Annotated in this window: 13 protein-coding genes; 4 read left to right on the top strand and 9 right to left on the bottom strand. The window is 61.5% G+C overall.

From position 1 onward, the window contains the following. Positions 1-20: 20 nt before the first annotated feature. Both C9E81_RS20015 and arfA read right to left on the bottom strand, forming a co-directional pair. Positions 21-1094 carry an ABC transporter ATP-binding protein gene (locus tag C9E81_RS20015; protein WP_122114134.1) on the bottom strand — a complete coding sequence of 358 codons (1074 nt, stop codon included), beginning with the start codon at positions 1092-1094 and terminating at the stop codon, positions 21-23. A 3-nt stretch (positions 1095-1097) separates the two neighbouring features. Further along, the gene (gene arfA / locus C9E81_RS20010; RefSeq protein ID WP_122114133.1) at positions 1098-2603 is read right to left on the bottom strand and encodes an arabinosylfuranosidase ArfA; all 1506 of its coding nucleotides are present in this window, start codon (positions 2601-2603) and stop codon (positions 1098-1100) included. A gap of 307 nt (positions 2604-2910) precedes the next feature. On the opposite strand from arfA, the gene C9E81_RS20005 reads away from it, so the two are divergent. Then, entirely contained in the window at positions 2911-3537 is a 627-nt protein-coding gene (locus C9E81_RS20005) for a LysE family translocator (RefSeq protein WP_122114132.1), read from the top strand. A 79-nt stretch (positions 3538-3616) separates the two neighbouring features. Here the strand turns inward: C9E81_RS20005 and C9E81_RS20000 are convergent, their stop codons facing one another. Then, the gene (locus tag C9E81_RS20000) at positions 3617-4252 is read right to left on the bottom strand and encodes a Vgb family protein (RefSeq protein ID WP_122114131.1); all 636 of its coding nucleotides are present in this window, start codon (positions 4250-4252) and stop codon (positions 3617-3619) included. Positions 4253-4281: 29 nt separating this feature from the next. Further along, positions 4282-5502, bottom strand: a complete 1221-nt coding sequence (locus C9E81_RS19995; protein WP_122114130.1) for an HTH domain-containing protein — start codon at positions 5500-5502, stop codon at positions 4282-4284. 93 nt (positions 5503-5595) lie between these two features. Here C9E81_RS19995 and C9E81_RS19990 point away from each other — a divergent pair, with 93 nt between their 5' ends. After that, positions 5596-5856: a hypothetical protein gene (locus C9E81_RS19990; RefSeq protein WP_147457638.1), complete on the top strand. Its 261-nt coding sequence runs from the start codon at positions 5596-5598 to the stop codon at positions 5854-5856. Between the two features lie 24 nt (positions 5857-5880). After that, positions 5881-6573 (top strand): DUF899 domain-containing protein, encoded by a 693-nt coding sequence (locus tag C9E81_RS19985; protein ID WP_122114128.1) that lies wholly within the window; start codon positions 5881-5883, stop codon positions 6571-6573. 167 nt (positions 6574-6740) lie between these two features. On the opposite strand, the gene C9E81_RS19980 is transcribed toward C9E81_RS19985, so the two are convergent. Continuing rightward, on the bottom strand, positions 6741-7136 hold the full coding sequence (locus tag C9E81_RS19980; RefSeq protein WP_122114127.1) for a hypothetical protein: 396 nt from the start codon (positions 7134-7136) through the stop codon (positions 6741-6743). 272 nt (positions 7137-7408) lie between these two features. Beyond that, positions 7409-8350, bottom strand: a complete 942-nt coding sequence (locus C9E81_RS19975) for a Hint domain-containing protein (RefSeq protein WP_122114126.1) — start codon at positions 8348-8350, stop codon at positions 7409-7411. Positions 8351-8810: 460 nt separating this feature from the next. Between C9E81_RS19975 and C9E81_RS19970 the strand changes: the two genes are divergently transcribed. Then, positions 8811-9113, top strand: coding sequence for a hypothetical protein (locus C9E81_RS19970; protein ID WP_122114125.1), 303 nt, complete (start codon positions 8811-8813; stop codon positions 9111-9113). An 8-nt stretch (positions 9114-9121) separates the two neighbouring features. On the opposite strand, the gene C9E81_RS19965 is transcribed toward C9E81_RS19970, so the two are convergent. The 3 genes from C9E81_RS19965 to C9E81_RS19955 are packed head-to-tail and all read right to left on the bottom strand — an operon-like array spanning position 9122 to position 11918. Then, the gene (locus C9E81_RS19965; RefSeq protein WP_122114124.1) at positions 9122-10195 is read right to left on the bottom strand and encodes an ABC transporter ATP-binding protein; all 1074 of its coding nucleotides are present in this window, start codon (positions 10193-10195) and stop codon (positions 9122-9124) included. Then, positions 10192-11004 carry a carbohydrate ABC transporter permease gene (locus C9E81_RS19960; RefSeq protein WP_243698738.1) on the bottom strand — a complete coding sequence of 271 codons (813 nt, stop codon included), beginning with the start codon at positions 11002-11004 and terminating at the stop codon, positions 10192-10194. The genes C9E81_RS19965 and C9E81_RS19960 overlap by 4 nt, the downstream gene beginning before the upstream one ends. Before the next feature lie 11 nt (positions 11005-11015). Then, positions 11016-11918, bottom strand: a complete 903-nt coding sequence (locus tag C9E81_RS19955) for a carbohydrate ABC transporter permease (RefSeq protein WP_166461984.1) — start codon at positions 11916-11918, stop codon at positions 11016-11018. Positions 11919-11967 lie beyond the last annotated feature (49 nt).

The raw sequence follows: 11967 nt of genomic DNA, 5'->3' as shown, positions 1-11967 counted from the left end.
AGGTCCTGCCGTTTGCAGGCCTAGCGAAGCCTTCCGCCCTCGGGCGAAAAGGCCATGATCCTGTCGGCATCGGCGCCGATATGCAGTTTTTGCCCTTCAAGGCTGTCGCGGCTGCCGCGCCGTTCGAACACCAGGTCGGCGCCGGAGGCCGAGCGGGCATGGACATAGGAATTGCCGCCCAGTTCCTCGGCGACCTCGACCGTGACCGGCAGGCCGCCTTCGTTCACGGGGGCCAGATGTTCCGGCCGGATGCCCAGGATGATTTGCGTGCCCTCGCCCGGTTTCGGGCCGGAAAGCGCGGCGCGCAGGTTGCCTTGCTCGGCCTGCACCGTGATCCCCCCTGCATCGGTGCCGGTGACGGTTCCATTGACGAAATTCATCGCCGGAGAGCCGATGAAGCCCGCCACGAAGCGGTTGTCCGGATCGTCGTAGAGCGTCAGCGGCCGGCCCGACTGCATGACATGCCCGCCCTTGAGAACGAAGATATCGTCGGCCAGCGTCATCGCCTCGACCTGGTCATGGGTGACATAGATCATCGTCGCGCCGATCTGCCGGTGCAGGCGCGTCAGCTCCAGCCGCATTTGCACGCGCAGCTCGGCGTCAAGGTTGGACAAGGGTTCGTCGAACAGGAAGACCTCGGGTTCGCGGACGATGGCCCGGCCGATGGCAACGCGCTGACGCTGACCGCCGGACAGGGCAGAAGGCTTCTTGTCGAGATGATCGGTCAGTTGCAGGATACGGGCGGCTTCGCGGACCTTCTCCTCGCGTTCATGCCGTGGTGCGCGGGCGAGGCTGAGCGAAAAGCCCATGTTCTCGGCGACGGTCAGATGCGGATAGAGCGCATAGGACTGGAACACCATCGCCACGCCGCGCCTTGCGGGCTCGGCATTGGTGACATCGCGCCCGCCGATCTCGATCCGCCCGCCGCTGGTTTCCTCCAGCCCTGCGATCATCCGCAGCAGCGTCGATTTCCCGCAGCCCGAAGGCCCGACAAAGACGCCGAACTCACCCTTTGGCACCTCGAGCGAGACATCCTTGATGACGTCCACCTCACCGAAGGATTTCTTGACATTGGTCAGCTTTACACCCGACATGATTTACACCCTCAACCGCAGAACGTGATAGGACAGCGGAGCGACGGCACCGCCAAGCGTCCCGTCCTCGATCGCCAGCCCCTTGCCCGGAACGGGCGCGATGGTTTCCTGTCCGGGGCCGTTGCGGGTCATCAGGTCGTGGCCCTCGATCACCTGATGCTCGGCCAGCTGGGCATTCCCGAACCCGGTCAGCGCCATCCGCAGATCGGCGGCTTCGGTCAGGTGCCGGTTCACGATGAACAGCGTGACCGTGCCGGCCTGCGCGTCATGCGTTGCGGCGACATCCAGATAGGCCACGTCATCGGCCACGTTGCAGTCATATGTCGGCCCATCGACCGAGACGCGCAGCGCCCGCCCGCGCCCGTAAAGCGAGGCAAGCTGATAGGGCCAATAGATCGATTGCCGCCATGCCAGCCCGCCCGCCTCGGCACGGATCGGCGCGATCACGTTCACAAGCTGCGCGATGCAGGCGATCTTGACCCGGTCGGAACGGCGGATGAACTCGTTCAGCAGGCAGGCAATGAAGAGCGTATCCTCGAAGGTATAGCTTTCCTCCAGCAGTGCCGGAGCCTCGGGCCAGTCCCATGTCCGCCAGCGGCGCGAATCCTCTTCGCGGTTGTGATACCAGACATTCCATTCGTCAAAGCAGATATGGACGTCGTTTTTCGCCCGCTTCTTGGTCTTGACGAAATCGATCACCCCGGAAATCGTCTGGATATAGCGCCCGGTTTCCTCGACCTTGCCAAAGAAGTTCAGCGTGTCGCGGCTGGAATTGCCGTAATAGTTGTGCAGCGAGATGTAATCGACATTCTCGTAGCATTCCTCGAGCACGCCACGCTCCCAATCGGGATAGGTCGGCATCTCGTTGTTGGAGGAACCGCAGACGATCATCTCGGCGCCCGGCGTCAGTTGCCGCAGGGCCTTGGCGGTCTCGTTGGCGAGGCGTCCGTATTCCCCGGCCTTCTTGTGGCCGATCTGCCATGGCCCGTCCATCTCGTTGCCAAGGCACCACATCTTGACGTTGTAGGGCTGCTCGACGCCGTGGCTGCGGCGCAGATCCGACCAGTAGGTGCCCGAGGGATGGTTCACATATTCCGCGAAGTTGCGCGCGTCCGGGATCCCGCGCGAACCGAGATTGACCGCCAGCATCATGTCGATGCCCAGTTCATTGGCCCAGGTTGCGAATTCGTTGATCCCGACCTGGTTGCTTTCCTTGCTGCGCCAGGCCAGGTCGAGCCGCGTGGGGCGGTCCTCCTTGGGGCCGATCCCGTCCTCCCAGTTATAGGCCGAGACGAAATTGCCGCCCGGATAGCGGATCGCGGGGATCTTCAGGTCGCGCACCAGCCGGGCGACATCGCGCCGGAAACCGTTGGCGTCGGCCTCGGGATGGCCCGGCTCGTAGATGCCCGAATAGATGGCCCGGCCCATATGCTCGATGAACGCGGCATAAAGCCGGTCGTCGATTTCCGAGATTTCGAATGCGCGATGGATAGCGGCTGAAACCCGCATCAAGCTCTCCCTCTTAATTTGTCCTACAAATAAGCGAGAGCGAAAAACCCTGTCAAGCCGGTTTTGTCAACAGGCTGCGCAAGAGGCCCGAACCATCGGCTTATCCCCGCGTCATCTCTGGCGGGCAGGGGGGCGGATCAGTCACGTCCATCCCATCACCAGCATGCCGCCGGCGATTCGACTCATCACGGTTCAGATGCAGCGGCCGGCCGATCCGAGCCTGATCCGGCCTGCCCGAAAAAACGCTTTACTTGCCGGGCTTTCTATAGCTGGCTCAACGGAAAGACACTTGCCGGGAGGTATAATCATGGATTTCCACGTCTGGCTCGCATTCGCATCGGCCACGATTGCCCTTCTTCTGATTCCGGGGCCGACCGTGCTGTTGATCCTGAGCTATGCCATCAGCCAGGGGCGGCGGGTTGCGTTGGCAACGGTCGCGGGCGTCGCTCTGGGCGACTTGATTGCCATGTCCGCATCCCTGGCAGGGCTTGGAGCATTGGTCCTGGCATCGTCGAATCTGTTCATTCTGTTGAAGTGGGTCGGCGCGATCTATCTCATCTACCTTGGCATCAAGCTGTTCCGGAGCGCCCGGGATGCCTCGCTGGAAATGCCGGACGACGCGCCGTCAGCATCACCTCGGAAGGTTTTTGCGCATTCCGCGGCAGTGACGGCACTCAACCCCAAATCCATCATTTTCTTTATCGCCTTCGTGCCCCAGTTCATCGACCCGAATGCCGTATTGGCACCGCAATTCGCACTGCTCATCGCGACCTTCGTTGGCTGCGCGGCGGTCAATGCACTCGCCTATGCCCTTCTTGCTGACAAGCTGCGCCAGAAGATTGCCCGTGCTTCCGTGCTGCCGTTCCTGACCAGGCTTGGCGGCGGCGCTCTTGTGGCGATGGGGATTGCGACCGCTACAATCCGCCGTTCCTGAGAACGGCGCCTGCAGCGGCGGGACCGGCACGGAAACCGGCCAGTTCCGTCCTGCACCCCATCATCGCTGAAAAATGCGGTTACTCGCCCGGCCTGCGGACGGCTCTGATCGTTCCGCTGTTTCCTCCGCCGCAGAAGAACAGGTCCTTTCCATCCGATTCAAGTCCCGAGACGCCGGTGCCAGCGGGCATCTCGATACGCTCCAGCACCTCGCCCGTTCCGGGGTCAATGCGTCGAATATCGCTTTGATCCTCTTGCCAGGTGCCATGCCAGAGCTCGTCATCGACCCAGGTGACGCCGGTGACGAAACGGTCGGATTCGATCACGCGCAATACGGTCCCGGTCTCGGGATCGATCTGGTGGATCCTGTGGCCGCGATGCTGGCCAACCCACAGCGTGCCCTCGGCCCAGGCAAGTCCTGAATCCTCGCCATTGCCCGGCGCCGGGATCGTGGCAAGAATCTCACCGGTTTCGGGGTCGATCTTGCGGATCACCGCTTCGGCGATCTGGAACAGATGCGTGCCATCGAATGCCGTTCCCGCATCGGCGGCGATTTCAAATCTGCGCGCCGCCTCTCCGCTGTCGGGATCAAGCACGTGCAGGCCCTCACCGCTGGCGAACCAGACCTGTTGCCCGTCAAAGCTGACCCCGTGCACACCGGCTATGCCGGGGAAAGGGCCATATTCACGAATGATTTCTGCATGTCTGTGTTTCATCGGCCAATCCTGTGTTGCATGGGCCAATCCTACACTCTCGGCAGCGGTGCGGGGAGTAACAAGCTTGTCGGGAAACCCGGCACGTTCGGCGCTATCCAGCGACGGGCCCGCCCGCGACCGTACCATTCGACCTTACCCTGTTCGGCAAGCGCTTCAAGTGCCCGCTGAACGGTCCGGGGGCTGACATCCAGTGCAAGCGCAAGAGCCGAGCTTGACCACGCCTCGCCGTCGTTGAGCAGGGCCAGCACCTCGGCATGATCTCCCTCGACCGGAGGCGCCAGAACAGCGACTCCTGCCTTTCCATGCGGATTCAACCGAAAGCCTTGCTTCGTGGCGTCAAGACCGGCAAGTGACCCGATCATCCCACGAAGCCGTCCCATCTCGACCCGCAGCCGCGCCCGATGCGATTCGTCCGCCTCCCTGGCACGAAAGGCGCGGGCCAGCAGCGATTCCCGCGATACGTCCCCGGGCCATGCCTCGGCAAGTGCACGGGTCAATGCGAACAATACGGGCCGGCCGGAAAGCGAAACGACATTGGCGCGGATGCGCAGGATATTGCGGCAGGCATCGACAATCAGCATATCCGAGGCAATCAGCGCCTCGACCTCTGCCAGCCCCAGCAATCCGCCGCGCCCCTTCTCGAACTTCCGGGCGGCGGGGGCCTCCAATGCGGAGGCCGCCCGGTCCACTTCGGCCAGAAGTGCCGGAACCCTCGTTTCGCGCGCCGCGTCCCTTGCACGATCAAGCGCCGTGTGGGCGGCTTTCGTCCGGATGCGCCGCATGGCGATGCCGGTTGCAACCAGCCAGTAGCCGCTTTGCGAGGTGACCGGCAGAGCGTCGAAATCCAGCATGTCCAGCATTTGCTCTGCCTCGTCGAGACGCCCGATCAAAAGCAGCCGGCGCGCCTCCAGGCAGGCGGCATGTGCCGCATTCGCACGATCTCCATGCTCATCGAGCACCTTTCGCACCGTGGCAAGGGTCTGCATGGCGCCACCGAGGTCACGCAGGACGAGAGCGATCTCGGCTTCGGCGAGCACGCACCGGGCCCTTGCCATCGGCTCCTTCATCCCGAAGGCCCGTGCCGCGCGGCGCAGTAATTCGCGCGCCATCGGCAAATCGCCGATTTGCGCCATCGCGATCCCGCGCAGCGCAAGCGCCGGTGGATCGTCACGCAATGCGACCCGTTTCATCGCCGCCAGCGGATCGCCCGCCGCCAAGGCCCGGGCTGCAGCCGTAATCAGAGAGTCCATCGAAATCCCGTCACGCTTGTTACTCTCACCCGGTTTCCGCTTTGTCGTAATGTCGCAACTGGTCCTACACGACATTTGATCGGGAGCCGGAAAATGACAACCTCTACAACCATCGACATGACAGGCACCGGCCCCTCGCGAGCCCGGCGGAAGCTGGACTGGCTTGCCCTCGCGGCATCGCCGGTCTTCGCTTTCATGGCCTGGGCCGAGACCGGCAGCATGGCGGCGCTTTGCGCTCCCGGTCCGGGCATTCTGCCGTTCAGCAGCATGACCACGATGTATCTGCTGATGAGCCTGTTTCACCTGCCGGCCTGGCTGAAGATCGGCCCGGGCAGGACGAAAGCACGCAACTGACCATTAACCAGAAGGAGACAAACCATGACACACGCAATCGTTTCACGCGAAGAATGGCTGGAGGCGCGCAAGGCGTTGCTCGCCAAGGAGCGCGAGATGACCCACCAGCTTGACGCATTGCGCGCCGAACGCCGGCAACTGCCATGGGTGCGGATCGAGAAGCCCTATGTCTTTCAGACCCCCGAGGGGGATTGCACACTCGGTGACCTGTTCGGCGGCCGCAACCAGCTTGCCATCTACCATTTCATGCTCACCCCGGGTTCCGATCACATCTGCCCGGGCTGCGCCTATACCGCCGATCATGTCGATGCGGCGCGGCAGCATTTCGAGCAGGCGGATCTGGCATTCGCCGCGGTCTCGCGCGCATCGATCGGGCGGATTGGCGAGGTAAAGGAGCGGATGGGCTGGACCTTCCCCTGGGTTTCCTCGGGTGACAGCGACTTCAATTACGATTTCGGAGTATCCTTTACGCCCGAGGACCGCGCCGCCGGGCGCGCTATCTACAATTACGGCACGGTCATCGAAAATAGCCCGGATATGTTCGGCACCAGCATCTTCGTGAAGGGCGAGGATGGAAGCATCTATCACAGCTACTCGACCTATCACCGCGGCACCGAACTGTTGATGGGCGCGTTCAACTGGCTCGACCTGACTCCCGGGGGCCGGAACGAGACCGGCGGCACCATGAACTGGGTCCGGCTACATGATGAATATTGAAGCGGCAGGCATGGCCGCATCCTGCATCGTTCGGGTTTTTCGTTGATACACCCGAACGATGCAGATTTTTGTTCTCACGCATTTCCGGACGCATCGAGGGAGGATCGAAAAGCAGTCCGGGGACCTGTTCTTCTGCCGAAACGGCATCCACCCTTGCTGGAAATGCTTTAACCAACCGATAACGACTCCAGAAACGCCATGATCTCGTTTCGCATTACCACGGCAACAATGCCGAACGCATATATGCTCAGCATTGCATAGCCGACCTTGCCATCCAGCTTGCCGTTCAGGCTGGCCAGCTGCGTGGATATGTCGGAAAGGCGTTTTGCGGTGCTGGACATGTCCGGCTTGAGGCCGGAGGTGTTGTCCAAGGCTTTGGTAACCTGGATTTCAAGAGATCTGATACCCTCTTCCATCTCATCGAATGCGCGTCTGCCGCCTCTGTCTTGCAAGGCCTCGTTCTGCTCCGTGAGGGCTTGGATTCGCTTCCACAAGGACTGGTTGTCCTGCTCCAGCGCCGCGATGCGGCGGGCGAGCGTCTTTCGTTCCGGTTCTCTATCCATGCTCTATGGCTCTCAATGCATTGTGTTCGTCGGCGGCAAGTCCTCCATGCCGCCGCTGTTCAGGTGACTGTGGAATTCTTCCGCCCCGATCGGCTCCGGTTCGTCATCCCTTGTTCCAAGCCGCTTCGCCGCGCCGGGATCATGTGGTTCAGGGAAGATCTAATTTTATTTCGGCGGTCCGTTTGCCGAAGCGGGCAAGGGGCGGGTGCACATGATGGACAGGGCGGGAACTGATCCGGAAGCTCCGCCCTGTCCGGTTGCCTGACTGTTACCTAGCTCACCGCGCTCCGGTTATTCTTGCCAAGCCGGCCGGCAAGCTTGCGGCTCTGGCGCCCGCCGGGGAGTGGCCTTGCGGAGGGGGAAAGTCCATCGAACTGCCGGTCGCGCAGTTCCGGGAAAAGAGTGAAAATCTCATCCCGCGCTGCGGGGCCAACCGCTTTCAGCGCTTCAGGGCCGGTATAGAGGGACTCGGTTTCGGCGCCATTCGAATAGACCACCTCGTGCTGATCGAAGAGGAAGTGGAAATACTCGACATCGGTGACGTCGGCTGCGGCTTCGATGCCGTCCAGCTCCAGCAGATGCCGGGCCGCAACCAGCACTTCCATTGCGCCAAACATGCGCAGTGCAACCTTCGAACGGACCAGCACGCGGTGTTGCGGGGAAACCAGCAGGTCGTTCAGAGGTGCATTCGGCCCCAGAGCCCCGGCCCGGATGCGGATGGGCCGCAGATGCGCGGACCGCGAAAGCTCGGCTGCGCCCAACTGGCGCGAACCGATCCAGCGGACAGGCTGTAACCCATGGTCGCGGGTTTGAACGAGATCACCAGCGGACAGCGATTCGACCGCAACCGGCCCTCTGTCCGTTTCGATCATCGTGCCTGCCGCGAAACAGGGAACCGTCAGGGACAGCGGCTCGAAGCGATGTCCCATGCTGTCCAGGACCTCGTTGAGATCATCACCCTCTTTATAGGCTGAAGGCGAATAGAGATACCCGTCACGGGTATGGCCGGCACCGTCGCCGTCATAGCTCGATGCCTCCTCTTCGCTTCCTTGCGAATGCCCTTTGGGACCGCCGAGATAGGCTGACCACTCATCGGGATCGATCAGCCCATCCTCGTTGGTGTCATCGATCGTCACCGTGACCGGTTCGGAATCGGACTGGGCGATCCCCTCCACCACATGGGTCCTGTATACGTCAAAAGTCAGCTCAGACATGAAGCGCCTCACTATTGCGGTTTGTTGTCCCTTCCGCGCCTTGCGGAATCAGGTGCGGGAAGTAGGAGCTTCGCCCGGCCAAAACAAAGTGCCGGGCCAGAGGATTGGCAGTGCTGCGCCGGAGGAACTGGCCCCTTTGGCACGGACCTGCCGAACTATCAGGTTCACAGGCGCTGCCTTGCCTGCAGCAGGCTGCGCTTAGGCGAATTAGCGCAGGACCGTGCTAGCCAGATCAAATCCTTGTGCAGATTGTCCTGTGCCGCCCGGCCCGTGTTTCACGCCGATGCCATCGATGCGCCCCCTTCCGAAAGGCGAATTGCCTGTCAGGGCGGGGGAAGGTCTGCCATCCAGGTGACACATCGACCCCCTATCAGGTTCGAGTCGATTGCCCGGCGGTTTGCGAACACGCATGGCCGGCAAGAGCATTTGAAGACGGGTATCCGAAGCCAGGAAGAATGAAATGACTGAACAACGTATTGTAACGCGAAACATTGGCCACAGCACGTGGCAAGGCTACGAGGATGAGATGCCGGAACTGGTCCGGTTATGGAGTGACCGGATGATGGCCCATTTCGCGGCGTCATATCAGGAAGCTGCCAAGCTGGCGGGAATGAACCCTTTTCTTGGCCCGCAGGTCGAAAAGATGATTCAGAGTTGCATTCCGGCAAGCGCGCAATCCGCGCTCGATCGGAAACTCAGGGAAGCGGAGGAGCGTGGATATCAACGCGGCTTGACGGAGGCCAGGACCCCTCCGGAGGAATAGGGGTCGGATTACAGAAGTGCCGTGCCGTCCTCCTTCGAGAACAGGTGGACCAGTTCCGGTGCGATTTGCGCGTTGACGGAGCCTTGTTCCTTGGGGAAACGTTCGGGGACGCTCAGCAATATTTCGGGCGTTGTCGAACTCAGCACGTAGGAGGTCGAGCCGGTACGTTCGACGAATCCGACCGGCAGGGACAGGATATTGCCCCCGGTCGCGGCCATCGTCACGGAAAGATGCTCGGGCCGGAAACCGACGGTGACGGTTTCCCCGGCCGGTCTTGCGCCGGCAAAGCGCAAGACTGCCTCGCCCGGCAGGTCCAGCCTGACGGAAACGCCGTCTTCCCGAATGATCCCATCGACGAAATTCATCGCCGGCGAGCCGATGAAACCGGCCACGAACCTGTTGCAGGGACGATCGTAGAGATCCAGCGGAGCGCCCATCTGCTCGACAACCCCGGCGCGCATGACCACAACCCTGTCGGCCATGGTCATCGCCTCGATCTGGTCATGGGTGACATAGACCGAGGTTGCATTGAGCCGGTTATGCAATTGCCGCACCTCGGAGCGCATGTGAACGCGCAGCGCCGCATCCAGGTTGGAAAGCGGCTCATCGAACAGGAAGGCCTTGGGCTCGCGGATAATGGCGCGGCCCATGGCGACCCGCTGCCGCTGCCCGCCCGACAATTCGCGCGGATAGCGGTCGAGCAGGGATTCCAGCCCGGTAATCCTAGCGATTTCCTCGACCGATCTCTCCATATCCGCTTTCGAGCGGCGCTTGAGGCGCATCGAATAGGTGAGGTTGCGCCGCACGGTCATATGCGGATAGAGCGCGTAGGACTGGAACACCATTGCAAGGTCGCGCTCTCGCGGGGCGCGGTCGTTCACGGTTTCCCCCGCGATGCGCAGCGTGCCGCCCGAAATCCCCTCAAGCCCCGCGATGGTGCGCAGCAGGGTCGATTTGCCGCAGCCGGACGGACCGACCAGCGCCACGAACTCGCCGGGCTCGATCCCCAGGCTGATGTCCCGCAGGGCATGATACCCGCCGTAATACTTGTTTATGTTCTCAAGCTCGATCTGGTAGGTCATTTCAGGGCTCCGGAAGTCAGGCCGCTGACGATCTGGCGTTGCAGCAGCACGAAGACGATGAGGATCGGGGTGACATAGATCGCCGAGTAGGTCATGACGCCCGCCCAGTCAGAACTGTTGGGCCCCATGAAGGATTGCAGGCCGACGGTGGCGGGCTGCAGCGCCCTCTGCGTGATCAGCGAGCGTGAATAGACATATTCCCCGAAGGACTGCAGGAAGATCAGCACGGATGTCACCAGGATGCCGTTGCGCGCAAGCGGGACGATGATGGTCAGGAAAGCGCCGACGCGGGAATTTCCGTCGACCCGGGCGGCTTCCTCCAGTTCCTTCGGAACCTGCAGGAATGTGGCGCGGCACAGGACGATATAAAGCGGCAGCACCTTTGCCGCTTGCGCGAGGATCACGGAGAGGCGCGGATATTCGCTCAGCCCGACCTGGTTGAAGACCACGAAGATCGGCGTGATCATCAGCGAGGACGGCAGCACCTGCATCATCAGCACGGTGAACAGCACGGCATCCATCCAGCGGTTGCGAATGCGTGCCAGCACATAGGCGCAACCGGTTCCGGTCATGGTGACGATGACCGTGACGCCGAAGGCGATGATCAGCGAGTTTCGCAGATAGACATCCATCTTCATGCGCTGCCAGACATCCATCACGATCCATTGCGGATCACGCGGCCAGAAGGTCGGCGGGATCGCGAAGATCTCGCTATTCGATTTCAGGGCGGTCACATACATCCAGTAAAGCGGGAAAAGATATATGCCGACGAAGAGCAGGGCGAGCGCAAGCAGACCATAACGTTTCACGTCGTTTCCCCTCATGCCACATGCTCATGCCGCGTGGAGCGGACATAGACTGCCGCCACGAGGACGACGAACAGGATCATCAGCACCGAGATCACCGACCCCACGCCGATCTCGTAGTTTTGGAACGAGAGCTGCCAGCTCCAGTATTGAAAGACATTCGAGGCATTCGACGGCCCGCCCTGCGTCAGCGACGCGAAAAGATCGAATTGCTGCAAGGTGAATATCACCCCCAGAGAGATCACCGCGCCAAGCTGCGCCCGCATGAGCGGCAGGGTAATCGTGAAAAATCGCTGGATCCGCGTCGCGCCGTCCATCTGGGCGGCCTCGTAGACATCCTCTGAAATGCCGGACAGTCCGACCGAAAGCAGGATCATGTTGAACGGCACGCCCAGCCAGATATTCGCGAGGATCACGGAATAAAGCGCGAATTCGGGATCGGAGAGCCAGAAGATTTTCTCATCGCCAAGGCCGGTCGCCAGAAGGATATGGTTCAGGACACCGAAATCGCCCGCGAGAATCCAGCTCCAGACACCGCCGACGACGATTGCGGGCATGATCCAGCCGGCAAGGAACAGCCCGCGCAGCCAGGTATTGCCGGGGAAATCGAGCTGAAAGAACATCGCCAGGCCGAAACCGATCGCCAGTTGCGCGGCGACGGAGAATCCGACGAATTTCACCGTGTTGAAGAATATCTGCATTGTTTCGGGACGGCCGAGGACGTCGCGGTAATTGTCCAGGCCCACGAATGGCCGGTCGAAGGAGGCGAGGCTGAAAAGATCCACCTCCTGCATGGACATGACGATGTTGTAGACCAGCGGAAAGGCGGAAAAGAGCACAAGGTAGCCCAGTGCGATCATCACCAGGATCGTATCGAAGCCGACCCCGTCGCTGAAGGTATTCTTGAACCGTGACAAGAGAATGCTCCTCTGGATTCAGAGAGTCCCGGTGGCGGGGCGGCGTTCG

Source organism: Paracoccus alkanivorans, assembly GCF_003697785.1.
GTDB lineage: Bacteria > Pseudomonadota > Alphaproteobacteria > Rhodobacterales > Rhodobacteraceae > Paracoccus > Paracoccus alkanivorans.
The sequence above is the reverse complement of the archived record's forward strand: the minus strand, read 5'-3'. Positions and strand labels throughout refer to the sequence as shown.

What these genes read in the sequence shown, in the direction of transcription:
- C9E81_RS20015 (WP_122114134.1), bottom strand. Translation starts at nt 1,094, where the DNA reads ATGTCGGGTGTAAAGCTGACCAATGTCAAGAAATCCTTCGGTGAGGTG.
- arfA (WP_122114133.1), bottom strand. Translation starts at nt 2,603, where the DNA reads ATGCGGGTTTCAGCCGCTATCCATCGCGCATTCGAAATCTCGGAAATC.
- C9E81_RS20005 (WP_122114132.1), top strand. Translation starts at nt 2,911, where the DNA reads ATGGATTTCCACGTCTGGCTCGCATTCGCATCGGCCACGATTGCCCTT.
- C9E81_RS20000 (WP_122114131.1), bottom strand. Translation starts at nt 4,252, where the DNA reads ATGAAACACAGACATGCAGAAATCATTCGTGAATATGGCCCTTTCCCC.
- C9E81_RS19995 (WP_122114130.1), bottom strand. Translation starts at nt 5,502, where the DNA reads ATGGACTCTCTGATTACGGCTGCAGCCCGGGCCTTGGCGGCGGGCGAT.
- C9E81_RS19990 (WP_147457638.1), top strand. Translation starts at nt 5,596, where the DNA reads ATGACAACCTCTACAACCATCGACATGACAGGCACCGGCCCCTCGCGA.
- C9E81_RS19985 (WP_122114128.1), top strand. Translation starts at nt 5,881, where the DNA reads ATGACACACGCAATCGTTTCACGCGAAGAATGGCTGGAGGCGCGCAAG.
- C9E81_RS19980 (WP_122114127.1), bottom strand. Translation starts at nt 7,136, where the DNA reads ATGGATAGAGAACCGGAACGAAAGACGCTCGCCCGCCGCATCGCGGCG.
- C9E81_RS19975 (WP_122114126.1), bottom strand. Translation starts at nt 8,350, where the DNA reads ATGTCTGAGCTGACTTTTGACGTATACAGGACCCATGTGGTGGAGGGG.
- C9E81_RS19970 (WP_122114125.1), top strand. Translation starts at nt 8,811, where the DNA reads ATGACTGAACAACGTATTGTAACGCGAAACATTGGCCACAGCACGTGG.
- C9E81_RS19965 (WP_122114124.1), bottom strand. Translation starts at nt 10,195, where the DNA reads ATGACCTACCAGATCGAGCTTGAGAACATAAACAAGTATTACGGCGGG.